The 24,820-nt window shown below is 48.3% G+C and carries 14 protein-coding genes; 13 read left to right on the top strand and 1 reads right to left on the bottom strand.

Annotated elements, in window-relative coordinates:
• Positions 1–54: 54 nt before the first annotated feature.
• The 7 genes from MKX30_RS16245 to MKX30_RS16215 all read left to right on the top strand — a co-directional run bounded on the left by MKX30_RS16245 (position 55) and on the right by MKX30_RS16215 (position 13,677).
• Positions 55–2,355 (top strand): glycoside hydrolase family 127 protein, encoded by a 2,301-nt coding sequence (locus MKX30_RS16245; RefSeq protein ID WP_341063012.1) that lies wholly within the window; start codon positions 55–57, stop codon positions 2,353–2,355.
• A gap of 438 nt (positions 2,356–2,793) precedes the next feature.
• Complete coding sequence (locus tag MKX30_RS16240; RefSeq protein WP_341062994.1) at positions 2,794–3,738, top strand: stalk domain-containing protein; 945 nt, start codon at positions 2,794–2,796, stop codon at positions 3,736–3,738.
• A 7-nt stretch (positions 3,739–3,745) separates the two neighbouring features.
• The gene (locus MKX30_RS16235; RefSeq protein WP_341062993.1) at positions 3,746–7,036 is read left to right on the top strand and encodes a DUF5704 domain-containing protein; all 3,291 of its coding nucleotides are present in this window, start codon (positions 3,746–3,748) and stop codon (positions 7,034–7,036) included.
• 193 nt (positions 7,037–7,229) lie between these two features.
• Positions 7,230–8,117 carry a LysR family transcriptional regulator gene (locus tag MKX30_RS16230; RefSeq protein ID WP_048481493.1) on the top strand — a complete coding sequence of 296 codons (888 nt, stop codon included), beginning with the start codon at positions 7,230–7,232 and terminating at the stop codon, positions 8,115–8,117.
• Between the two features lie 195 nt (positions 8,118–8,312).
• A complete protein-coding gene (locus MKX30_RS16225) occupies positions 8,313–9,533 on the top strand; it encodes a M20 family metallopeptidase (protein ID WP_071559118.1) in 1,221 nt (406 codons plus the stop codon).
• Entirely contained in the window at positions 9,530–10,948 is a 1,419-nt protein-coding gene (locus MKX30_RS16220) for a YfcC family protein (RefSeq protein ID WP_341062992.1), read from the top strand. The genes MKX30_RS16225 and MKX30_RS16220 overlap by 4 nt, the downstream gene beginning before the upstream one ends.
• Before the next feature lie 236 nt (positions 10,949–11,184).
• Complete coding sequence (locus MKX30_RS16215; protein WP_071559116.1) at positions 11,185–13,677, top strand: rhamnogalacturonan lyase; 2,493 nt, start codon at positions 11,185–11,187, stop codon at positions 13,675–13,677.
• A 331-nt stretch (positions 13,678–14,008) separates the two neighbouring features.
• On the opposite strand, the gene MKX30_RS16210 is transcribed toward MKX30_RS16215, so the two are convergent.
• Complete coding sequence (locus tag MKX30_RS16210) at positions 14,009–15,058, bottom strand: substrate-binding domain-containing protein (protein WP_023987266.1); 1,050 nt, start codon at positions 15,056–15,058, stop codon at positions 14,009–14,011.
• 438 nt (positions 15,059–15,496) lie between these two features.
• Between MKX30_RS16210 and MKX30_RS16205 the strand changes: the two genes are divergently transcribed.
• The 6 genes from MKX30_RS16205 to nifK all read left to right on the top strand — a co-directional run bounded on the left by MKX30_RS16205 (position 15,497) and on the right by nifK (position 24,800).
• Positions 15,497–15,748 carry a GH32 C-terminal domain-containing protein gene (locus MKX30_RS16205; RefSeq protein ID WP_028543225.1) on the top strand — a complete coding sequence of 84 codons (252 nt, stop codon included), beginning with the start codon at positions 15,497–15,499 and terminating at the stop codon, positions 15,746–15,748.
• A gap of 87 nt (positions 15,749–15,835) precedes the next feature.
• Complete coding sequence (locus MKX30_RS16200; RefSeq protein ID WP_341062991.1) at positions 15,836–19,093, top strand: GH32 C-terminal domain-containing protein; 3,258 nt, start codon at positions 15,836–15,838, stop codon at positions 19,091–19,093.
• 271 nt (positions 19,094–19,364) lie between these two features.
• The gene (gene nifB, locus MKX30_RS16195) at positions 19,365–20,864 is read left to right on the top strand and encodes a nitrogenase cofactor biosynthesis protein NifB (RefSeq protein WP_023987269.1); all 1,500 of its coding nucleotides are present in this window, start codon (positions 19,365–19,367) and stop codon (positions 20,862–20,864) included.
• A gap of 6 nt (positions 20,865–20,870) precedes the next feature.
• Positions 20,871–21,737, top strand: a complete 867-nt coding sequence (nifH, locus tag MKX30_RS16190) for a nitrogenase iron protein (protein WP_023987270.1) — start codon at positions 20,871–20,873, stop codon at positions 21,735–21,737.
• A gap of 88 nt (positions 21,738–21,825) precedes the next feature.
• Positions 21,826–23,274, top strand: a complete 1,449-nt coding sequence (gene nifD / locus MKX30_RS16185) for a nitrogenase molybdenum-iron protein alpha chain (protein WP_025720286.1) — start codon at positions 21,826–21,828, stop codon at positions 23,272–23,274.
• A complete protein-coding gene (nifK, locus tag MKX30_RS16180) occupies positions 23,271–24,800 on the top strand; it encodes a nitrogenase molybdenum-iron protein subunit beta (RefSeq protein WP_028543223.1) in 1,530 nt (509 codons plus the stop codon). Before nifD ends, nifK begins: the two co-directional genes overlap by 4 nt.
• Positions 24,801–24,820 lie beyond the last annotated feature (20 nt).

The following is a 24,820-nucleotide window of genomic DNA, read 5'->3' as shown; positions in this document are numbered from 1 at the left end:
CCCAAATTCGCCTTAAAGGAGGAACGGAAAGTGACTCTTAAAGCAAAAGCCCATATGAAAGCAAGGCCGTTCGCACTGAATGAGGTGGTATTGGCTGAAGGTCCCTTCAAACAGGCGATGGAGCTGAACCGATCTTATCTGTTGGAGCTTCAACCAGACCGCCTGCTGGCGCGTTTTCGGGAATATGCCGGACTTACGCCCAAAGCGCCTCAGTATGAAGGCTGGGAAGCGATGACTATTTCCGGTCATACACTGGGACATTACTTGTCCGCTTGCTCCATGATGTATGCTTCAACGGGCGATGAGCGTTTTAAAGAAACTGCACATTACATTACGGATGAACTAGCCGTTTGTCAGGCGGCGCATGGTGACGGATATGTATCCGGTATTCCAGGGGGGAAGGAACTTTTTGAAGAGGTGTCTGCTGGAAATATTCGCTCGAAGGGCTTTGACCTGAACGGTGCCTGGGCACCCTTGTATACACTGCACAAGTTATTCGCTGGCCTGCGGGATGCATACCATTTGACAGGCTGTGACAAGGCATTAGGTGTAGAGCGCAAGCTGGCGGACTGGCTCGGAGGAATTTTGAAGCCGATGAGCGATGAGCAGATACAGCAGATGATGTTTTGTGAATATGGAGGCATGAACGAGGTATTGGCAGACTTGTATGCGGATACCGGGGAAGAGCGCTACTTGCGGCTGGCTGAGTGCTTCTGGCACAAGCTGGTGCTGGACCCGCTTAGCTCGCAGGAAGACTGTTTGCAGGGCATTCACGCCAATACACAGATTCCGAAGCTGATCGGGCTTGCCAAGGAATATGAGCTGACCAATGATACGAAACGCCGGGCAACGGTGGAGTTTTTTTGGGAGCGGGTGGTGGATCATCATTCGTATGTCATTGGCGGGAATAGCTTTGGAGAATATTTTGGCGCGCCAGATGGCTTGAATGATCGCATCGGGCCTCATACGACGGAGACGTGCAACACCTATAACATGCTTAAGCTGACCAATCATCTGTTTCAATGGAATGCTTCCGCCAAGGAAGCGGACTTTTATGAGCGAGGTCTATTCAATCATATTTTGGCTTCGCAGGATCCGGTTCACGGGGGCGTAACGTATTTTCTGTCGCTGGCGATGGGCGGGCACAAGCATTTTGAAAGCAAATTTGACGATTTTACGTGCTGTGTCGGCACAGGGATGGAAAACCATGCGAGCTACGGCAGCGGCATTTATTTTCACGATCATGATAAGCTATATGTCAATCAGTTCATTGCCTCCACGCTGGAATGGAAGGACACGGGCGTTACGCTAAAACAAAATACTTTCTATCCAGATACAGATCATACGACGCTGGAGATTCAATGCGATCAACCTGCCTCATTTATGCTACTCATCCGTTATCCATATTGGGCTGAAAAAGGAATTACCATTCGTGTAAATGGCAAGGAGCAATCGGTCGTATCGGAACCGGGCAGCTTTGTCTCTATCGCCAGCACGTGGATTGACGGTGACGTTGTAGAGGTGACGATTCCGATGTCGCTGAGACTGGAGCAGATGCCAGATAACCCGGATCGGGCGGCTATCATGTATGGACCGTTGGTGCTGGCAGGAGACCTTGGACCCTTAGAAGATCATAAAGCCAAGGATTTCCTGTACACACCGGTATTCATCCCCCAAACGGAAAAGCTGGATGCCTGGATACAGCCCGTGGAAGACAAGACCAATACGTTTCGTACCTTGAATGCAGGGCATCCCCGGGATGTGGAATTGTCTCCTCTGTATAAAATGCATGACCGTACGTATTCCATATACTGGGACATTTTTACCAAGGAAGCGTGGCAGGAGGCGGAACAGGAATACACAGCGGCACGCGAAAAGCTGGCGATTCTGGAGCAGTGCACGATTGATTTTGCCCAACCCGGAGAAATGCAGCCGGAGCGGGATCATAACTTCCAGGGAGATGCTTCGACTCGCACCGGATATGTGAATAACCGACCTTACCGGAATGCGGGAATTGACGGCTGGTTTTCTTTTGATCTGAATACAGATCCGTCTGCTCCGATGCTGTTGGTGATTACCTACACAGCTACACTGGAAATGCCTAACTGCGGTTTTGATATTTTGATTAACGGTCATCCGCTTGAGCATTTTAGTGAAGGCTTTGATGAGGCCGATAAGTTTTACAACGTTAATGCTGCTATTCCGGCTGCATATCTGGAGGGGAAGGATCAAGCGACAGTGACCTTCAAGGCCAAGCCGGGACAGCGTATCCGCAGATTGTTTGGGCTGAGGATGGTTAACAAGGACGTATATGAGCAACGCTATCAAGCTGGAAGTTCAGGTATACATGAATGATCTTTGAAATGTTTCGTGAGAGAAAAGTAACGTTTGATTTTTAGTCCGGTATGATTTATGATGTAAGAAATATTGGATGATGCTGGAATAATCCATATGGTGGTATGAGCTGATACATTCATAGTTTTGTCGCGCGTGAAGCACACGGGCTGTTTCTTCCTTCATAGGAGAGAGGCAGCCCTTTTTTGTTGATATTTTGCGGAAATATAAACTTTTTTAAAGAGTCAGTTCTATGATTTAGGGGGAGGGATTGCTCAATAGAGTCTATTTGTTTGGAATGCTTTGTATTAGAAGTTTTTCTTATAGATTTTGTAATAGGGAAACCCTATAATATATAAGTTGTATCCAGTATTTTCCGAAAGTGGGGATGCGATAAGTTTATGAGATTAGAGATGATATACATAGTTTAAAGTTTAAGCTGACAAAGGGGATAGAGAGATGAGTATGAAAAAATGGATGTTGAGTTTGACCGCAGTCACGTTGCTATGGGGGGCGACAAGTACGATTCCAACGACGGAGGCAGCAAGCAGCACCAAACCGATTGAAGTCTTGTTAAACGCGAAAAAAATACAGTTTCCAGATGCTAAACCTTTTCAGGATAGCAACGATTATGTGATGGTTCCGATTCGTTTTGTATCCGAGGCATTGGGGGCTAAGGTTGGCTGGGAGAAAACAGACGGTCAATTGGCTGTGTCGATTAAAAATGATGCACATGCTGTTAACATGACAGTGGGTCAAAACACCGCTACCGTGGATGGGCAGACCAAAACGTATGAAACGAAGATTATTTTGAAGCAGAATCGTACTTTTGTGCCGCTGCGGTTGGTAAGTGAAGGCCTGGGGCAAACGGTGGAGTGGGATAAGGTCAGCCGCTGGGTCTGGATTGGGAAGAAGGAAATTGCTGCGCTGGAGGATACAGGGCATAAAACGGTGAGTATTGAGCCGTATAAGAAGGCGTTCGGTTCAATACCTGCTCTTTTAAATAATAGCACTGACCAGCCATACGATAAAATAATGGTCTTTAAGCAGTCTGATCTACCTATTAAGCTGATTCGGGATGTTTATTCCGTTGAGCCCTACACAAGTCCGAAGGGTGTACCTTACTTAAAGATGAGAGTTAAAACGAAATCTACAGCAGGTAGCATTTTTTTCATAACCAAAAACCAGAATGCACGTCTCCGTCCTCCATTGAGAGAAATGACACAAGATAACGGGGACGGCACAAAGATGGTATATTACCCGATTTATTCATCTGCTGATGAACTCTTTCATGGAATAAAAAACTATAAATCTCTGAAACTAAAAGATATTGAGTACATTGGATTCCGCTTGCAAGCAGATAGTTATATTCCATTGATGGTCAATCCGTGGAAAGGAAATTAACAACAGCATGAAGAAGACGCAACGCATTCTGGCCGTATTGCTGGTGGGGGTACTGCTCTTATTGCAGCTCCCACCATTTTCTTTTCCTACCGACAAGGCGGTAGCTGATAACGAAATTACACCGCTGTCTTACTATGCCGATAAGAACGACCGTTATTTTGTTGGCATGATGTACTTCGACATGTGGAAAAATACCGCAGGTACTTGGGTCACAGGTGGCAAGGAGCCTGACAAGGACATGCAAGGTGAAGCAGAATTCACTTACAAATTTAATTTCCCTGGTCGTAAGATCAAGAAGATTGACGCACAATTGTATGATCCAGTAGCAGAAGTTAACAAAGGTAATCCTAATTATAAAAATTATTTTACAAAATCCCGATCCGATCTTTATGACGATTACAAAGACTACATGAGTAAAGGCACACAGGATTCAGATATTCGGCCTTTTCAAAAAAAGGGGATTGGAACGGATACAGCTACCATTCCAATCACTGTGAATATAAGATTAAATGCAGCAGTTCAAGCAGAAAATATAAAAGAAGAGAGTTGCCCTACCTGTGCAAAGGAAGTAGAAGCCTGGCGCATCTACCAACCCATCCTGTTCAAGATCGAACTGCAGAGCAGTCTAATCGTCAAGCATTTTACAACTGATGGAAAATCACTTAACAACGTATTTACACCATTAGAAGATGAACTAAAAGCTGATCAACTGTATGATTTTACCCCGCCAACCAACCCGAAATATGAGTATGTGGGTTATAAGAAAAGCACGACCGGTAAACCGCCAAGCGGAGATATTTTACCGGGAATTGTACCCGGATTTACCTATGACGGTTCTTTTGAGCAGTTTACCGCTTATTTGTATTACAAAGAAGCTCAGGGCTGTCCTAAGCCTGGAGAAAGCCAAGAGGGAGCACCCTCAGATTGCCAAGATAATGAACAGCCAACAAAAGGTGTTGTCTGCTCCCGCCCCGTTCCAGGTCTGCGCTTGGAAACTGCCGAACTGGACCCGACAGTATCTGCCGTTATCAAAGCGGACCAGCGTGGTCGGGAACGATTTGACGTATCCAAAGGTATTCCTACATCTGAAAGCCTATACGGTCATGTGCAAGCGAAGAGATACCTTTTTCAACATAAGTTTGTGAACATGACAGGCCAGTGTACATATACGGTGAACGTAAAACGGGAATATCGATTGACCTGGCGGCCTAAGAAAAAATCTCGGCGGAGTGAGACCGTGAAGCGAACCTATACTTACCAAATCGTCCGTCCATACTCATATTGGACGATAGATAATTTGGAGGTGTACGGCATTAAGGAGGCTACGCTCCGAAATTATGCGTTACCTAATGAAACAATCACTTTGCGTCCGCAATCCTATACACCCCCTTCCTATATTGCAGCGACTCAGGGCAATTTTTATCCGCCCCCTGCACCCGGGACAGTGGATGGCGGTAGCCGTAGCAAAAACGGTGGCAGCAGCAAGCCGAGTGTACCTGATGACCGTAGTGCACTGAAATCCAAGGCAGAGGGGGCTGTTAAGGAAATCGAAGTGGAAAACGACACTCTAACCTTTGAAAACAAGATCATTATGAATCCGGAGCGCGTTAAGGTGAATGGCCCTAGGCCAGGCGTTATACCCTCTTCCGGAGCGATTGGGCCGGATGTGCTGTACAGTCCGGATCATGTGATTGATAAGTATAAGATAAATAAGTTCAATACGCCCAGCAGCGGTGACATCACTTACGCTATTCTCAAAGGGAATATCAATGGAGGTGCGGATAAAACGTTTCCGATACAGGGAATTAATACGGTGACTGTTCACACTCCCGTAGTGAATCTGTCTAAAGTGTCGGACGATGCTGCTCATAACCAGAAAACCCAACCTACGAAAGGACGATCCGCGCTTATTTTGGAGCGCCCTTTCCGGGTGACGATCTCGACAGCAGGCCCACATTTAAATATTCCTGGCTATGGTGATCGGGAGTATGCCAAATATGTACGAACCAAGCAGGTGCGATTTCCGTTCGATGTCTACGACAAAGGGAAGACACAATTTTATCCGCGGGGTACCTGGATCGACATTCCGGTGCAGCAGCTCGACACAGACTTTTATTTGCCCGTATGGGTGGATGAAGGCAACTATACAGTTGAGTTCCGTACCATTGCCGAAAATGCACCGGACGGGTTCACCGAACAACGCCATGCCAACACGGATATCGCCCATCATGTTGCCAATGATGTGGTGAATATTGAGGTCATCGGACGGATGTACGATTTTCATATCACGGATATTGCCGATTACCATTGGGAGCGGGTATTTCGACAGCGAAAAGAAAGCCCGACGCATAGTGGCCTGTCCTATTGGACGGGGCTTGGCAATATTGACGGGTTGCCTAGAGGGAACCCGGAGCCGTTCACCTTGCCCGTTCGTCCCGGCAGTCACCCATATGAAGGCTATGCAAATGTGGCGGTCAAGACAGGCTATCATTTCAAGTTTGACCTCAAAACCAAAGGCAATATGTTTAGCGCCAAGGACGGTATTCGCATCACGCCATCGTTCTATTGGGTGAGCAAAGATGGGCGACAGCGGGAAGAGGTGGATCTGTATACACATTCCGGCAGTCGAAAATTTATCCGTTTGGGATCGGCGGAGGACCGGGAAAAGCGATATGTTATTTTGAATGAACGGCTACGCAATGTGCCGATGGAGGAAATGCAGGACACGTCAGCCTACCAATACAAGCATGAGCTGAGTGAAGCACAGCAAAGCCAGTTGACACTGGAACGTTATGTTTCCCTGTATGCCCACCGTATTGCACGCAGCAAGACCTGGATTGGACGTTACGACTGGCTGGTACTGCCTGCGGCTGTGCGTACCTTGATTGGTCCGAAGACAGACCTGCCAGATGGGGTCAACGTGGATCGCGCTAATGCGTCGATTCAGCGCTGGTATGGTGAATATAGCCTGCCTGCTGATGTATACGCAGTCACCAAAGGCACGGATTTGCGCGAGGTCAGTCGCCGTCAGGAGCTAAACGAGCATACAGATATATTCAAGAAAACGGGCTTTATCGTCGTCAACTTTAATGTGGAGTCACTGCGTCAGGGGGACACCGAGCATCCGCATTTACAGTATATAAATGGTCCGCTATTGAACCAGTGGCAACTGGAGGGTTACCGCCGAGAGATAAAAGACCCGTACGGGCATATCTTTCATTTACAGGACGGGGATGTAGTATTTTATCATGCGGATCAGTCCAGTCGGGACGATTTCAGTTCATTTGTCCCTCACTAGCTTGCAGTAATCAAGACGAATCCTAATCCATAACTAGCGCGAAAAATACGAAAACGGACAATGGAACAATCCACTGTCCGTTTTTTTATGCCTAAGTTTTTCATACGTTATAATAGACCGATATATCTGGGCTTTTTTTACGGAGAACAAAGGAACGGCTAAACAAAGGAATGATTGAATTGAAGGAGTGATCATGGTGGATGAAAAGGATTGTTTAATGTTGTGCTACATTGCAGAAGAACAGAGCATGAAACGTGCCGCCGAACGTCTATATATTACACAGCCTGCCTTGACCTACCGTCTGAACCAATTGGAAAAGGAGTTCGCTGTACCTCTCATTGTACGCGGGAACAGAGGAACGAAGCTGACCATGGAAGGGGAGCGACTGGTGGAGTATGCCAAACGGAATTTGAGGGAACTGACCGAATTAAAAGAAGCTGTCATTCACCTGAGAGGGGAAGTAAAAGGTACGCTGCGCTTGGGAATTTCAAGCTATTACGGACATTATCGGCTACCGCCGATTCTTAAAAGCTTTAAAGATATTTATCCTGACGTGCAATTTTCAGTCACCTGCGGACTCAGTGCGGAAATCTATGAGATGCTGCGCGGGGATGAAATTCATCTGGGTGTTATCCGCAATGATTATCCTTGGTCTGAGGGAAAGCATCTTCTTCATGAGGAGCATATCTGCGTGATCTCGAAAGAAGCTGTAGAGCTTGAGCAATTGCCGGAGCTTCCAATGATTCGTTATAAGGACCCGGGGAAGCCGCAACTTTCCGGTCATATGTATTCCTCGTTCAACGAATCGGTACAGGCATGGTGGAGTGAGAGAATAGGCCGTGCACCACGAGTTTCTATGGAGGTGGATAGCTACGAAACCTGCAAGGAAATGGTTCGGCACGGACTGGGATATTCAATCGTACCCGAAATATTTATCTCTCCCAAGGATGAACTGTATGCATTTAATTTGATTCGTAAAAATGGAGATCCTGTCCTGCGTAGAACATGGATGTTGTATAAAAATAAATCCAGCCGTCCTATGGCAGTGGAAAGATTTGTAGAATGGATGCTCCAGTCTTGAGGCTGTAAATACATTGAATATACGTAATTAATGGTGAAAAATAGCGTATATCAAGGACAAACATGTCATATATAAAATAATTTTAAGGATAAAGCCAAAAAATATTAAATTTACTTCACTGGTCTTCGCTTATACAATGTTGAATATTGGTTGTATAATTATTCGTTATTGCGAATGAAAGGCGGTATTCCATTGATGGATTTAACAACGAACGGACATAATGGCAGAACGTCATCCCATGAAGAGATTTTGAAGGCTGTAGATGCAAAGGATCATGAGTTGCGGGAGCTTGCCCGAACAATACATACCCATCCTGAATTGAGCTTTCATGAATATCAGGCTCAGGGATGGCTCACGAGTACACTGGAGCAAGCTGGTTTTGCTGTGGAAAAGGGGATTGCAGGACTGGAAACCTCCTTCCGCGCCGAATGGGAAGGGAAGCCCGGCGGACCGACAATTGCTTTGCTGGCAGAGTATGACGCACTTCCGGTGATCGGACATGCCTGCGGTCACAATCTGATCTGTACCGCATCGGTCGGAGCAGCCATAGCCCTAAAAGAAGCGATATCGGACCTACCCGGACGTATTGTGGTATTGGGCACACCCGCCGAGGAGGAGGGCGGCGGCAAAATCATGATGTGCGAGCATGGTGTGTTCGACGGCGTGGACGCCGTGATGATGGTGCATCCACAGAATAAAACGATGGTTTTACGCGGGGGACTGGCCTGCGTGGACGCCACCTTCACGTTTCATGGCAAGCAGGCTCATGCTGCATCCTCCCCGGAGAAAGGCATTAGCGCGCTGGATGCTATGATCAATGCCTTTGTGGCGATTAATTCGGTTCGCCAGTTCGTTACCAGCGACGTACGTATCCACGGCATTATTACCAAAGGCGGGGATGCTCCCAATGTCGTGCCGGAGCTGTGCGAGGCTGTGTTTATTTTACGGGCGCAAACCGTCGTCGGTCTGGCTGAGGTGAGGGACAAGGTGTATCGTGCTGTTCGTGCGGCGGCAGAAGGTATGGGCGCGACGGTGGATATTGTCGAGGGGCTTATTTATGCGGAGCGCAATACCAACAAGAAGCTGGCGGCTTTGTTCCAGAGCAAGTTGGAGCAGCTGGGTTTGGAGGTTCACGAGCCGCCTGCGCAGGGAGGGATCGGCTCGTCGGATATCGGCAATGTCAGCCAGATTACTGCAGCGATTCATCCTTATATCCGATTGGGTGACGCGTCCACGCATACGCCGGAATTTGCCCGGCTTGCAGGAGCAGAGGAAGGCATGATTGAAATGAATTATGCCGCCAAAGCGCTGGCGCTGACCGCTTATGATCTGGTAACCGATCCGGTGGCTTTGAGAGAGGTACGGACTGAATTTGAACAATGGCAAGCGTTGAGAAACGGGGGAGCATCCGAATGAGTAGCAACACGACCGTACCGAGCGGTCCGAAGAAATGGCTGAAAATGCCGCACACCTTTGTCATTCTTATTTTTCTGACCTTAGTGGCTGGAATATTGACTTATGTCGTTCCCGCTGGAGAGTTTGAACGGGTTAAAAATGAAACGACCGGCAAAACGCTGCTCGTTCCCGGTTCGTACGCTCATGTCGATCCGAATCCGGTTACGCTGTGGGACATCCCAAAATCCATCGTATCCGGTCTAGTCGATTCGGCTGATGTTGTCTTTTTCATTCTAATCATTGGCGGTGTCTTTCAGATTATTACTTCCTCGGGCACAATTGAGGCGGTGACCGGAAGAGTTGCGAGGTCTTTTTCCAACAAGGGGTTATGGGTCATTCCCGTGTTTATCACCTTGTTTTCCGTAGGTGGTTTTACCATGGGAATGTCCACTGAGGTGATGGTATTCGTGCCGATTGGTATTGCCATCGCCCGGGCGTTGAAATTTGATGCGTTGACGGGTACAGCCATGATTTCGCTGGGAGCCTCCTGCGGGTTTACCGCCGGGCTGCTGAACCCGTTTAATGTCGGATTGGCACAGGCGATTGCGCAAATTCCTATTTTTTCAGGGCTGTGGCTTCGTGCCATCCTGTTGGTCATCCTGATCGTTATTACGAGCTTATATATTATGCGTTATGCCAGTAAAGTGAAGAAAAGCCCGGAAAGCAGCCTCGTTTACGAATTGGAAAAGAGCGCTGAAGACAAGCCGGTGGATCTATCCAATCTGCCTTCCATACAGCTTAAGCATATCCTGATCATTTTGACCGTTATAGTAAGCTTCGCGATGTTAATCTGGGGAGTGTCCAAAAAAGATTGGTGGATGGAGGAACTGGCTGCCCTGTTTCTTTCGATGGGAATCATTTCCGGCTTTTGTGCAGGCTATGGGCCAAGTCGCATTGCGACAGAGTTTGCCAAAGGGGCCAAAGATATCACCTATGGTGCCCTGATCATTGGTTTTGCACGTTCCATCGTCGTCGTGCTGGATCACGGCAATGTGATTGATTCGATCGTTAACAGCCTTGCGATCATGGTGGGACATCTGCCGGAATCCGTGCAAGTGCTGGGTATGTATGTGTTCCAAAATATCATGAATGTATTTATTACCTCCGGTTCGGGGATGGCTGCGACGACGATGCCCATTATGGTGCCGCTGTCCGATCTGTTGGGTATTACACGGCAGACCACAGTCCTTGCATTCCAGTTGGGAGATGGATTTTCGAATATGATTTTGCCTACTTCCTCTGCCTTAATGGGGAGTTTGGCGGTGTCGGGTATTCCATATCAGAAATGGGTTCGCTTCTTTTGGCCGTTACTGGCCGCCTGGTTCGTACTGGGTGCAGTATTCGTGGTTGTAGCTCAAATTATTGGGTATCACTAAAATATAAAAGGAAAATTAGATATATATTGAGTCCTCAGTATGCCGTTAACAGGCTTGGTGAGGGCTGTTTTATTTGGAATGAGTAAACAACACGGTTTTGTGTAGAGAAATCCTCGGATATTTAAACGCGTTTGGGGGAACGGCAAAACTATAATAATAGGGAATTTAATTTATGTAAGCGCAATCATTTCAGGTATTTGCTTGTCATCACAATACATTCGAGGAGGACGACCTGGATGGCTCAAGGGAAAGGCGCATGGCGAAAGGGAAGCTTGACCGCCGCGTTGGCAGCGATGCTGGCGATGACGGGGACGACTGGAGGAGTGGCTGCGGAAGACTTGTCCGAACCGACGCTGCAGGCGGAATCAGCAATCGCAGTTGAACAGAACCGTAGCGGCAGCATTCAGCTGGAAAAGCTGGATCGCGGACTGGTAGCTGCGGTAACGCAGGAGGGGGTATTTTTAAGCTGGCGGTTATTGGCTCAAGAAGTGAACGGTTACGGTTCAACGGGGCTGACAGGAGCGGACTTTAACGTATATCGTGACGGTAAGAAGATCGCGACAGTGACCGACAGTACCAACTATGTGGATAAGGAAGGGAATGGGAAATCGGTATACAGAGTAGCTTCAGTCGTTAATGGGCGGGAAAAGGATCGTAGCGCCAAAGTGAAGCCATGGCAGCAGGGTTACTATGAACTTCCTCTCCAAAAGCCTGCCGATGGCGTAACACCAGCAGGTGAATCCTATACTTATTCGGCCAATGATATGAGTGTGGGAGATGTGGATGGAGATGGGCAATATGAATTTTTTGTAAAATGGGACCCGTCGAACTCCAAAGATGTATCTCAGAAGGGGTATACCGGAAATACGTATGTCGATGCGTATACGGCCGAAGGCAAGCTGTTGTATCGGATTGACCTGGGCGTGAATATTCGATCAGGTGCGCATTATACACAAATGATGGTGTACGATTTTGACGGCGATGGTAAAGCCGAGCTGATGTTCAAAACGGCTCCAGGGACCAAAACGATTTCTTTTGATAAGAAGGGCAAGCCGAAAAAAGAAAAGTATATTACTCTTCCACGTGAGGATCGCAAAGCAGGGATTACACATGAGGACGATTACCGTTTGAGTCGCTCGGATTATTATGAGCATGTGGTGAACATGTTTATGAACTGGACGAAGCATGAAGAAGTGGTCAAGGGACAATGGCCTGCTACGCTGGAGGAATGCTTTGGTATCGCTCCGAAGTACAATTATCCGTTATCCCGAAAGGATGCGGAAAGCCTGACAGACTACTTTATGGACGTATACGCGCCTTCACGGAGCGACAAAAACAAGCTTAGAGAGTTCGAGGGCTTCATCGTCGATGGACCGGAGTATTTGACGATTTTCAAAGGGAAAACGGGAGCTGAGCTGGATACCATCCGCTATGAGCCGGAGCGTCATGACGATGGCCTCATGTGGGGAGATTACGCCATGGCCCGCATTGAACCCGCCAACCGTGTAGACCGCTTTCTGGCAGGTGTGGCTTACTTGGACGGACGCAAGCCGTACGCTGTATTCGCACGCGGCTATTATACGCGTTCCACTTTGGCCACCTACACATGGGATGGTCGCCATCTCCAAAAACATTGGATGGTGGACAGTGGCTGGACACCGATGACCAATCCATTTAACGATAGTCCGCACGGGCGTGATGGAACGGACCCGAAATTTGGCACCTTGACCACACAGGGAGCGCATTCTTTGAGCGTGGTGGATGTGGACGGTGACGGCAAGGACGAAATCGTATACGGTTCCGCCACGATTGACCATGATGGCAGCCTGTTGTACAGCTCATTTGATGTCATGCCTCCTGAAAGCGCAACTCCAGGTCAAACCGCCAGATTGGGACATGGCGATGCGCTGCATGTGACCGATATTGACCCGGATCGCCCCGGCAAAGAAATCTTTATGGTACATGAAGGTGGCACCTACGCTCCATATGGCTATTCTTTGCGGGATGCCAAAACGGGTGAAATCATTTACGGCGCATATTCCGGCAAGGATACAGGTCGGGGAATGGTCGGTGACATAGATCCGGATCAGCGAGGTCTGGAGACGTGGGCCATAGGCCTGTGGACCGCAGCGGGTAAACAGCTGGATACGAAGATGCCAGGTACCAATATGAGTATCAAATGGGCAGCTGATATGACCACACAAATCGTAAACGGTGCAATTGATGTAACCCCAACCATTGAGGATTGGAAACGAGGTACATTGATGACCGCCACTGGAACCAAAACGAACAACTATACGAAAGGAACTCCATCGCTGGTAGCCGACATTTTCGGAGATTGGCGGGAGGAAATGCTCGTCCGCACAGCGGATAGCTCGGCAATCCGTATCTATCTGAGCACAGAGCCTACGACGCATAAATTGTACACGTTGATGCATGATCCGCAATATCGCACGGATGTGGCGCGTCAAAATACCGGGTATAACCAACCTTCCTATACGAGCTTTTACTTTGCGTCCGATATGGATTGGGCGAATGTACCGATTCCCAAGCTCTACACGCCAAAAGCCTTGATGGAGGAAGAGAGCAGTGATGAGGTGGATGAGGCAAAGACAGCGGAGGTAGATGAAAAAGAAGTCGATGAAACGAAAATCGATGGGGCGGAAATAGATGCGAAGGAAATAGAGGGAGAGCCAGTAGTTCCAGTAGTTCCAGCAGAGGATTTATAAACCAATAGCTGAAGACTAAGATCTATTTCGGCGTATAAATTAGTTAATGGATTTAGAAAAAGGCAAGCCTCTGGATGATTTAGGGGTTTGCCTCTTTGCTTTCTTAGAGCTTTCACAGTAGAGGTAGCTCTATCCAAGGTCTGTATTGATGGTTAGAAAAGCCGTAATAGTGAGGGAAACGCTGAAAGTAGCGGAGAGGACGGAACGATTGAGAAAAGCGTCAGCGGTCGCCTTTGTATCCGGATTTTTACCACTAGGCTATTTAATAAAATCCGGATACAACAGCGATTGGAGCAACGTTCCGTTCACGTAGCGTCGTCAGAACACCTTTTTACTTTTCTATTTGTAACACTGGAGTGGATTCTCTAAATATCGGCTCTGTTCTGATATGCGTGATCTGATAAGGTCTAGAAGGATTTTTGACCCGCGCCAATAGCATCTCAGCCGCCGTAATGCCCATTTCGTTGTTGTAGATATGCACGGTGGATAAATGAGGTTCCACAATCCGGGATTCAGGAGCGTTATCAAACCCAAACACAGCAATATCGTCAGGAATTTTCAAGTTTTTATTTTTGAGCGCTTTCATGACACTGACGGCAATAAAATCATTGGCGCACACGAACGCAGACGGTAGCACGTTCATGCCTTCCAATTGTTTATCCATCCAATCCGACTCGGAGAAAAAATTCCGGTCCTGATCGACGATACAGCAAGATAAATCCACATGTAGACCTGCTTCGATTAAAGCTCTGTTATATCCAACCCACCGCTCGTTGAAGCTTTTGCAATGCTTATAATCCCCAGCAAACCCGATCCGCGTAAATCCACGATGAATCAGGCTTTTGGTGACAGAATAAACGCTATGTTCATTTTCCATCAGCAATAAATCCGCTTTCAAATCAGGATAAGAAATGTCCACAGAACAATCAATAAAGATCGTGGGCAGTCCCAAATCCGTAATAAGCTCACTATATTGTGGATCAAACATTTCAATACAAATAATTCCATCCACCTTGGAAGCTTCAAAATTATTAGGAAGCGTTCCTGCATGGATTTCATTTTCCCGCACAATATGAATCGACAGATTATACCCTTCTGCGCTTATTCTTTTCTCCAAACCACTGATGAGTAAGGAGCCAAAATGTGAGCTGTTCGGCAGATTACATGTGACCAGGGCAATGTTACCTTGATTTTTCGGGATGATGCTCTCCGTTTCCACATAGGCAAATTGCTTATATTTAAGTTCTATCGCTTTTTTAATGACCTTGTTCCGAGTATCAACCGGGATGCTATCATTACCGTTAATCGCTTTGGACGCGGTATTTCGAGAGATTCCCAAAGCGTCAGCAATGTCTTGAATGGTGACTTTTTCTTTCTTCATAGACAGGTTCCACCTTCACTAATAATGGATTGCCTGAGAGGTACAGTTGCCTCTTACAGCTCTCCGTTTAGACCTTAAATGTATAATAGTTCGCATGAAATAGCAATGTTTGCATTACAAACGAACAAATAATATTTACATTTGTAAATCTTGTTTGGTAACTTATATTTATCTCCATCGGATCGACAAATAAATTTAAATCCAATCTTATATAAGCTGGACAAAAAAAGTGCGCATGGGAAACAGAGAGGACAGATCCATGCTGTATAAGTAAAGCGGTCATTGTTTATGGTTAACTTTTAAAGTTGGATTATATACTATATCGGTTATCATTTCTTCTTACAGAAGCATAATTTATTAATGCTATATTTAGTCAAATGTCAATTATTTTTTTACAAAAAACATTGACGAATGACATTTCGATTTGGTAAATTGAAGATGAAAAATGTAAGCCTTTTCAAATTTGTTGTACAGGCGATTTATTACAGATTGGGGGAATTGCGAGTATCAGAAAAACAGGAGATGCTCGTCGGTTATGCTTCCGATACGCAGGAAGTATATGTAGACCGGACACGGTCAGGCTGTTCGGATTTCCATGAAGACTTTGCGGGAAGACACGCAGCCTCACTGGAAACAGTAGAAAACCGATTGGACATTCATATCTATGTGGATCGTTCGCCGTTGAAATGAGACGTTCTCCATGAAGATCTAAACAGCGGATTTTCCAATTATTTTGTAGTGGATGCGCGGTGTTGATCCGTACTAGAAGGTAGGGGGATGAAGGTGGAGTTTACTAACACGCGAACGAACCTGACCAATTGGCAGATTAAGGGACAGGGGCACAAAGAAGATAACATCCAGGGACTTTTGCTGAGGTCGGAGCCGCAAGAAAATGTGATGGCTATGTCCGGAACAACGTCTCAGGATTTTACTTTTGAGGCGGATGTGATGGTCACAGACACACAGGCGGATGCTACGCTAGTATTCCGTTCCAGTGAGGACGGGTGGTCTTCCTATATGCTCCAAATCGTGCCGGCTGCCGGATTGTTGCGGTTGCGGGATGCTGCCGGGGATATTGGAAGACTGAAAGAGGAACGTCAGGTCAATTTAAAAAAAAGAGCTATTTATCATCTTAAGGTGAGCGTAGAGGGCTCCCATCTTAAAGTGTTCTGGGATGAGGGATATAAGCCGATTATAGATGTGGTCGATACGACTTATACATCAGGATATTTGGGGCTGAATGTCTGGAATGGATCAGCGTTATTTCAGAACATTCAAGTCAGTGATATGGATACGAATCTAAGCGGACCGCTCCTGATCTGTGGAAAATGGCAACCTGACCTGAAGGGGCAAAGGGCTGAGGGAACAAGTGCAGTAGATGCGTTGAAAATATATAGCTCCGCAGCTACAGACCTGGTGCTGGAAGGCGGTGTGACGCTGAATCCTTCTGAACCGGGAATGGAAGCAGGACTATTTTTCAGAGGGAGTCAGGATGGGAAAAATGGATATGTTACTTCTGTGCAAGGCGAAGGCAATCAGGTTCGCGTACAACTGAAGAAGGCGGACGGAACGTTGATTACAAAGTCGGCGCAGACATATCAGGGGGGGGTCAGCAGCAAACACCACTTGGAAATCATCGCTCATGGAGAGCGGATTCAGGTATTTATAGATGGATATACTCCTGCGGCAATTGATATCATGGATAGCAGCAATACCAACGTCTTTACAGGCTTGAAAGTGACCGGGGGAACTGCTTATTTTCAGGATATCTACCTTACCTCTGTCTCGAATTACTATACAGAAAAATATCGCCCGCAGTATCATTATTCTCCTGCCAGGGGCTCGGCGAGCGATCCGAACGGATTGGTTTATTTCGAGGGGGAGTATCACCTGTTCCATCAGGATGGTGGACAATGGGCGCATGCGGTCAGCCAGAATTTGCTGGATTGGAAAAGGCTTCCGTTTGCATTGAAGTGGAATGATCTTGGTCATATCTGGTCAGGCTCGGCTGTAGCCGATCTAACCAATACTTCCAGCTTGTTCGGTGACTACGGAGGAGCAGGGCTGATTGCCTATTACACTTCCTTCAATCCCGATCAGCTCAAGGGCAACCAGAGAATCGGCCTTGCTTACAGCACAGACCGGGGACGTACATGGCAATACCCGAAAGACCGTCCAATTGTAATAGAGAACCCGGGCCAAAGTGAAAACGATCCTGGCCATTGGGATTTCCGTGATCCTAAAGTAGTGTGGGATGAAGTCTATCAGCGCTGGATTATGGTAGTGTCGGGAGGCGATCATATCCGTTTTTTTACCTCCACCAACCTAATAGATTGGCGCTGGACGGATAACTTTGGTTATGGTGATTATATACGTGGTGGAGTATGGGAATGCCCGGATCTATTTCAGCTTCCGGTAGACGATGGTAATACTTCTAAATGGGTGCTGATGATTAGCACTGGAGCCAGCACAAACACTCAAGGCTCGGATGCGGAATATTTTATCGGTGAACTGACGTCTGATGGCAAATTTCAAAACGATCATTCACCGGGGAAGGTGTTGAAAACCGATTGGGGCAAGGAATTCTACGCCTCAATGTCCTTCTCCGATGTACCCGACGGGCGGCGTATCATGCTGGCATGGATGACGAATTGGGACTATCCGTTCAGCTTTCCGACTTCTCCCTGGAAGGGACAGTTTAGCATCCCGAGAGAGTTATCGCTAAAAACAACTCGTGAAGGCATCCGTTTGATACAGCATCCGATATCCGAGCTGACTTCGCTGCGTTCCCGTTTATTTGCGATAGAAAATCAAAGTGTCACGGAATCTTCTCCGAATATACTGGAAGGTTTGGATGCAGGTGCCTATGAGATTGAAGCGGTGTTCGAACTGCCTTCTGTTGGGGCTGCTTCAGCATTCGGGTTTTACGTGCGGGATGGCGGTGAGCAAAGAACGGCGGTCGGCTATACAACAGACATACAACAAATGTTTGTAAACCGTGCTGATTCAGGGCTTACAGATTTCTCTACTCTATTTTCAACGCTTCATAAAGCATTACTTGCACCTATCGGAAATCGAATCCAAATGCGTATATTTGTGGACGAATCCTCGGTTGAGGTGTTTGGGAATGATGGAGAGGTCGTATTTTCGGAGATTATTTTGCCCGATTCGGCGCGAAGAGGGATGGGCTTTTACACCCAGGGTGGTGAGGTGAAGGTTGTTTCCCTCCATGTTTATGCCTTGCGGAACAGCTGGAGGCTACCAGATGCTTCGTCTGCCAGTGTGATCATGGATCACACTTATGTGGAGCTTGCGAGGGAGCAGACGAAGCGTCTGTACGCGAGTGTGGGGGATGAGTCTGGAGAAAAAGAAATCTCGCTGATTTGGGTTTCTAACAATCCTGAGATTGTAAAGATCAATGCGTCCGAGGACGGGAGTGCGTTAATGGAGGCGGTTGCCCCGGGAGAAGCTGTTGTTACGGCTTCCGATTCGGAGGATAAGGTCCGCGGTAGTACCTTGGTTAAGGTGCACGGTGGGGTGTTTCATACCAACCTTACAGGTTGGAAGCCGGATGTTTCCGCATCGCGGTGGATCGTGACAACGGATGGGATACGAGGAAGCTATATCAGCGATGCGAATTATATGGCTGCTGAGCAGGCGGAAGATTTTACGTACGAGGCTGATATGAAGCTGCATGGAAATGGAAGTGCTGGATCCATGATTTTCCGCGCCAATGCTGACGGATCGAGTGGCTATTATCTGAATTTGGACCCCAATCTGAAATCGATTCGCCTATTTTTTAAAAAAGAGGGTCGATTTGAGGAGCGACAGGTGCTTGCCAAGGTGCCAAGATTCGTTTTGCCGGAAATGTTTCATCATATTAAAATCGTGGCGGAGGGCCTGCGCATTCGCATTGATGTAGACGGTGAGCAGGTCATCGACCTGGAAGATAGTACGTTCACCGAGGGACTTGTGGGTGTGAATGTATTTGGAGGGCAGGCGTTTTACCAACATGTAAGGATCAAGCCAATTTGAATTTCTTATTTCAAAAGGAGAGCCGTCTTAACGGACTCTCTTTTTTTACGTCTTGATGTTATTGAGAATATGAAATGTAACCGCGCACATGTAAAGAGTGTGATATCTTACCTAACGTAAAATTTGACACATATGTGAAATGAGGATAAATGTCAGAGATTTCATGGAGAAGCGAATTGACTGGATTTGTCCCTGTCTCTAAGATGTAATTATATTCCAGACAAAAACAGAGATTTGTGTAAGGGAATATAACGTGGAGAGGAGGGAATGAATGGACTCTTTAGCTGATCTCTCGGAAACCCCCTTAGCATTGGAAACCCTCAGACGACATCCCTGTTATAACGAAGAGGCACATCGCTATTTTGCGCGCATTCATCTTCCAGTAGCCCCGGCATGCAATATTCAATGCCATTATTGCAACCGCAAATTCGATTGCGTCAATGAAAGCCGTCCCGGTGTTGTTAGTGAACTGCTCACGCCGGAGCAGGCGGCGAGCAAGACCTATGGCGTAGCGGCACAGCTGATGCAGCTGTCCGTTGTCGGCATTGCGGGACCTGGAGATCCGCTGGCCAATGCGGAGGCAACCTTCGATACCTTCCGCCGGGTCCGTGAGACAGTTAAGGATGTCATATTCTGTCTCAGCACGAATGGCCTTACCTTGATCAGGCATATTGACAGGATTGTAGAGCTGGGTATTTCGCATGTCACGATCACGATCAATGCTGTAGATCCAGTGGTGGGGAGCCGCATTTATGGATGGGTCTACGATGAAGGAAAACGCTATGCAGGAGAGGAGGCCGCGCGGCTGTTGATTGACCGCCAGCTGGCAGGCTTGAAGATGCTGGCTTCGAGAGGCGTATTGTGCAAGGTGAACTCGGTGCTGATTCCCGAAGTCAATGATGCCCATCTGCCGGAGGTAGCCAGGGTGGTCAAGGAGCACGGCGCAGTGCTGCACAACATTATGCCGCTCATCATCGCACCTGGCAGCCGGTATGAGCAGGAAGGGATGCGGGCTCCCCGTCCCCGTCTGGTCCGGCAGCTGCAGGAGCAATGTGCTGAAGCGGGGGCTGTCATTATGCGCCATTGCCGTCAGTGCAGGGCGGATGCGATTGGACTGCTGGGCGAGGATCGCAATCAGGATTTTACATGGGAGAACATAGCGGCTGCTCCTCCCATGGATGAAGGGGCAAGGGCACAATTTCAGAAAGAACTGGATGAGAAGGTGAGAGTGAGAATGGAACGCAAGGAGGGACAATCACACCACAAACAACCGTCAACCGGGGCTGGCTGTAGCTGCCCGTTATCGGGAGATAAGCCTGAAGCGAGCTTCACCTCAAAGCCGGTCCTAATCGCAGTGGCCAGTCGTGGCGGAGGGAAGGTGAATCAGCATTTCGGCCGTGCCAAGGAATTTATGATCTATGAAAGCGACGGGACCATCGTAAATTTCATAGGCATTCGTAAGGTGCAATCCTACTGCCACGGGAAAGCCGATTGCAATGGGGACAAGGTCGAGACGATGAAGGAGATCCTTTCCATGGTGCATGACTGTGCATTGCTGCTGTCGTCCGGCATAGGCGAAGCCCCCAAAGAGGCATTGCAGGAAGCTGGCGTGCTGCCTATTGTATGCGGCGGGGATATTGAGGAATCGGTTCTGGAATATGTGAAATTTCTGCGTTATATGTATCCTGTGCAGAGCAATAAAGGAAGTAAGCGCAATAAGGGAGTTAAGGGCAATCATTCGGATTTACCCATTAAACATTTTGGAGGCTGAGAAAATATGAGACAAATTGCGTTTTACGGTAAGGGCGGTATCGGCAAATCGACAACCTCGCAGAATACACTGGCTCAGCTCGCGACCAAATTCAAACAAAAAATTATGATCGTAGGCTGTGATCCCAAGGCAGACTCCACCCGTCTTATTCTGAATACGAAGGCCCAACAGACAGTGCTACATCTGGCTGCTGAAAGGGGCACGGTAGAGGATTTGGAGCTGGAGGATGTTGTCCAGAAGGGCTTCGGTGACATTCTGAACGTGGAATGCGGCGGGCCAGAGCCCGGTGTCGGCTGTGCAGGACGCGGTATCATCACAGCCATTAATTTTCTGGAGGAAGAGGGCGCCTACGAAGGGCTGGATTTCGTATCCTACGATGTACTGGGGGACGTTGTGTGCGGGGGCTTCGCCATGCCGATCCGGGAGAAGAAGGCTCAGGAAATCTACATCGTATGCTCAGGCGAGATGATGGCTATGTACGCTGCCAACAATATTGCGCGCGGGATATTGAAGTATGCCAACAGCGGCGGGGTGCGTTTGGGCGGCTTAATCTGCAACAGCCGGAATACGGACCTGGAAGCGGAATTGATTACAGAGCTTGCGAGAAGACTGAACACGCAGATGATCCACTTTTTGCCGCGTGACAATGTTGTACAGCACGCTGAGCTGCGCCGTATGACCGTTACCCAATATAACCCGGAACATAAGCAGGCTGCGGAGTATGAAGAGCTGGCAGGTAAGATTTTGAATAACGATATGCTAACGGTTCCCACTCCCATTTCCATGGAAGATCTGGAGGATCTGTTGATGGAATTCGGCATTATTGAGGATGAAGAAACCGCAATTAACAAAGCTGAGGCGTCCGGGCAGTAGGCTCCAGCTAGAAGGCTTAATGACGGAACCAACGTGTGATGATGGAGGGAGCTGAACGCGTAGCTCGCAGGAGGGAGGAATAGGCCAAATGAGCAGTATTGTGGATAAGGGAAAGCAGATCGTAGAGGAGATACTGGAGGTATATCCCAAGAAGGCCAAGAAGGACCGGACCAAGCATTTTGAGATCGCGGATGAGGAGCTTGTGAACTGCGGGACCTGTTCCATTAAGTCCAACATGAAATCACGGCCCGGCGTCATGACAGCAAGGGGCTGTGCTTATGCAGGCTCCAAGGGTGTGGTATGGGGCCCGATTAAAGACATGGTGCACATTAGCCATGGTCCCATCGGCTGCGGGCAATACAGTTGGGGTACCCGACGCAATTATGCGAATGGGGTATTGGGAATCGATAATTTTACCGCCATGCAGATTACAAGCAATTTTCAGGAAAAGGATATCGTGTTCGGCGGAGATAAGAAGTTGGAGGTGATCTGCAGGGAAATTAAGGAGATGTTCCCGCTAGCTAAGGGCATCTCCGTGCAATCTGAATGTCCGGTCGGACTGATTGGTGATGATATCGGGGCCGTGGCTAAGAAGATGACAGAGGAGCTGGGCATTCCGGTCATTCCTGTACGCTGTGAGGGCTTTCGCGGGGTGAGTCAGTCTCTGGGCCATCACATTGCCAATGATGCTATCCGCGATTTTCTGATGGGGCGCCGCGAGCTAAAGGAGTCCGGGCCTTATGATGTCTCCATTATCGGGGACTACAATATCGGCGGTGATGCCTGGGCCTCGCGCATTTTGCTGGAGGAAATGGGACTGCGGGTTATAGCGCAGTGGTCAGGTGACGGTACGATCAATGAGCTGGGGATTGCGCATAAATCCAAGCTCAATCTAATCCATTGTCATCGTTCCATGAATTATATGTGCACAACGATGGAGCAGGAATACGGAATTCCCTGGATGGAATATAACTTCTTCGGCCCGACCAAGACGATGGAGAGCCTAAGAGCGATTGCTGCCCGCTTTGACGAGACGATTCAGGAAAAATGTGAGCAGGTCATTGCCCAATATATGCCGCAGATGGAGGCGGTCATCCGTAAATACCGCCCACGTCTGGAAGGCAAAAAGGTAATGCTTCTGATTGGCGGACTGCGGGCAAGGCATACCATTGGTGCCTATGAGGATCTGGGTATGGAAATTGTGGCTACAGGCTATGAATTTGCCCATAAGGATGATTACGAAAAGACGTTTCCCGATGTAAAAGAAGGCACCATTCTGTACGATGATCCAACTGCCTATGAGCTGGAGGAATTGGCCCAGCGGCTGAATATTGACTTAATGGGCGCCGGAGTCAAGGAGAAATACGTGTATCACAAAATGGGCATTCCCTTCCGTCAAATGCACTCCTGGGATTACAGCGGGCCTTATCATGGTTTTGACGGCTTCAAGATTTTTGCACGTGATATGGATATGACCATAAACAGTCCAGTATGGAGCCTGCTGCCGTCCCGGCAGACTGCGGAGGTGCCGGTATGAACGAGCGTCTGAACATTGTCGATCACAATCAGCTGTTTCGGCAGGATAAATATGTGCGCCAGCGTGAGGAGAAACGGGCCTTCGAGGCCCCTTGCTCGCCAGAGGAGGTTACCGCCACCCTAGAGTACACCAAGACCAAGGAATACAAGGATAAGAATTTCGCTCGTACAGCTGTAGTCGTGAACCCGGCCAAGGCTTGTCAGCCGCTGGGAGCAGTTATGGCTGCGCTGGGCTTTGAAAAAACGCTCCCGTTCATTCATGGCTCACAGGGCTGTACGGCTTATTTCCGTAGCCATCTTGCCCGCCACTTCAAAGAGCCTGTTCCTGCCGTCTCCACCTCGATGACCGAGGATGCCGCCGTATTCGGCGGCATGCGCAACCTCATTGACGGTATAGAGAACTGTATTGCCTTGTATCAGCCGGAGATGATTGCGGTATGCACGACCTGTATGGCAGAGGTGATCGGAGATGATCTGTCTGCTTTCTTGGCTAATGCCCGTCAGGAGGGAGCCCTTCCCGAGGATATGCCGGTTCCTTTTGCCAATACCCCCAGCTTCTCCGGTTCACATATTACAGGCTATGACGCCATGCTGCGCTCTGTACTGGAGACGCTGTATAACAAGTCAGGCCGGACGCCGCAGCCTGGTCATGAATTGAAGCTGAATGTACTGCTCGGGTTTGACGGGTATACGGGCAATTTTGCGGAAATGCGGCGCATACTGGGGATGTTCGGCGCTACGTATACCATTCTGGGTGACCACAGCAGTAATTTTGATTCAGGGGCCACTGGAGAGTACAGCTACTATTACGGGGGAACGCCGCTTAAGGATGTGCCCGAGGCCGCAGATGCTGCCGGCACGTTGGCGATCCAGCAGTACTCTCTTCGTAAAACATTAGGCTATATGAAGCGAACCTGGGGGCAGCAGGTGTCTTCCATCTCCACGCCGCTGGGCATCCGCGCTACTGATTGCTTGCTTGAAGAGATCAGCCGTCTGTCCGGAAAGGAAATTCCCGAGGCATTGAAGCAGGAGCGCGCCCGAATTGTGGATGCCATGATGGATTCGCATGCTTATCTGCACGGCAAACGAGTGGCTATGGCGGGAGACCCGGATATGCTCATCGGCCTGATTGGCTTTTGTCTAGAGTTGGGCATGGAGCCGGTGCATATTGTTTGCTCCAATGGGGACCGGAAATTCGAGAAGGAAGCAGAGCTTCTGCTGAAGTCCAGCCCTTACGGTGCAGAAGCCACGGTTCATTCCGGTCAGGATTTGTGGCATATGCGTTCGCTGCTGTTCCAGGACCCGGTGGACCTGGCTATTGGCAGCTCCCACCTGAAGTTCGCGGCCAAAGAGGCGAAAATTCCTTTGCTCCGTGTGGGCTTTCCGATCTTCGACAGGCATCATCTGCATCGTTATCCGATTATCGGCTACCAGGGTGCGCTGAATCTGCTTACCCAATTCGTGAATACCGTACTGGATGTCATGGAAGAGCAGGCCCCGGATCATAGCTTTGATCTGGTGCGCTAATTGCTGTACCGCGTAGATGG

It is taken from the genome of Paenibacillus sp. FSL P2-0173 (genome assembly GCF_038008045.1).
Classification (GTDB): Bacteria; Bacillota; Bacilli; order Paenibacillales; family Paenibacillaceae; genus Paenibacillus; species Paenibacillus polymyxa_B.
This window is presented reverse-complemented; position numbering and strand designations above follow the sequence as displayed.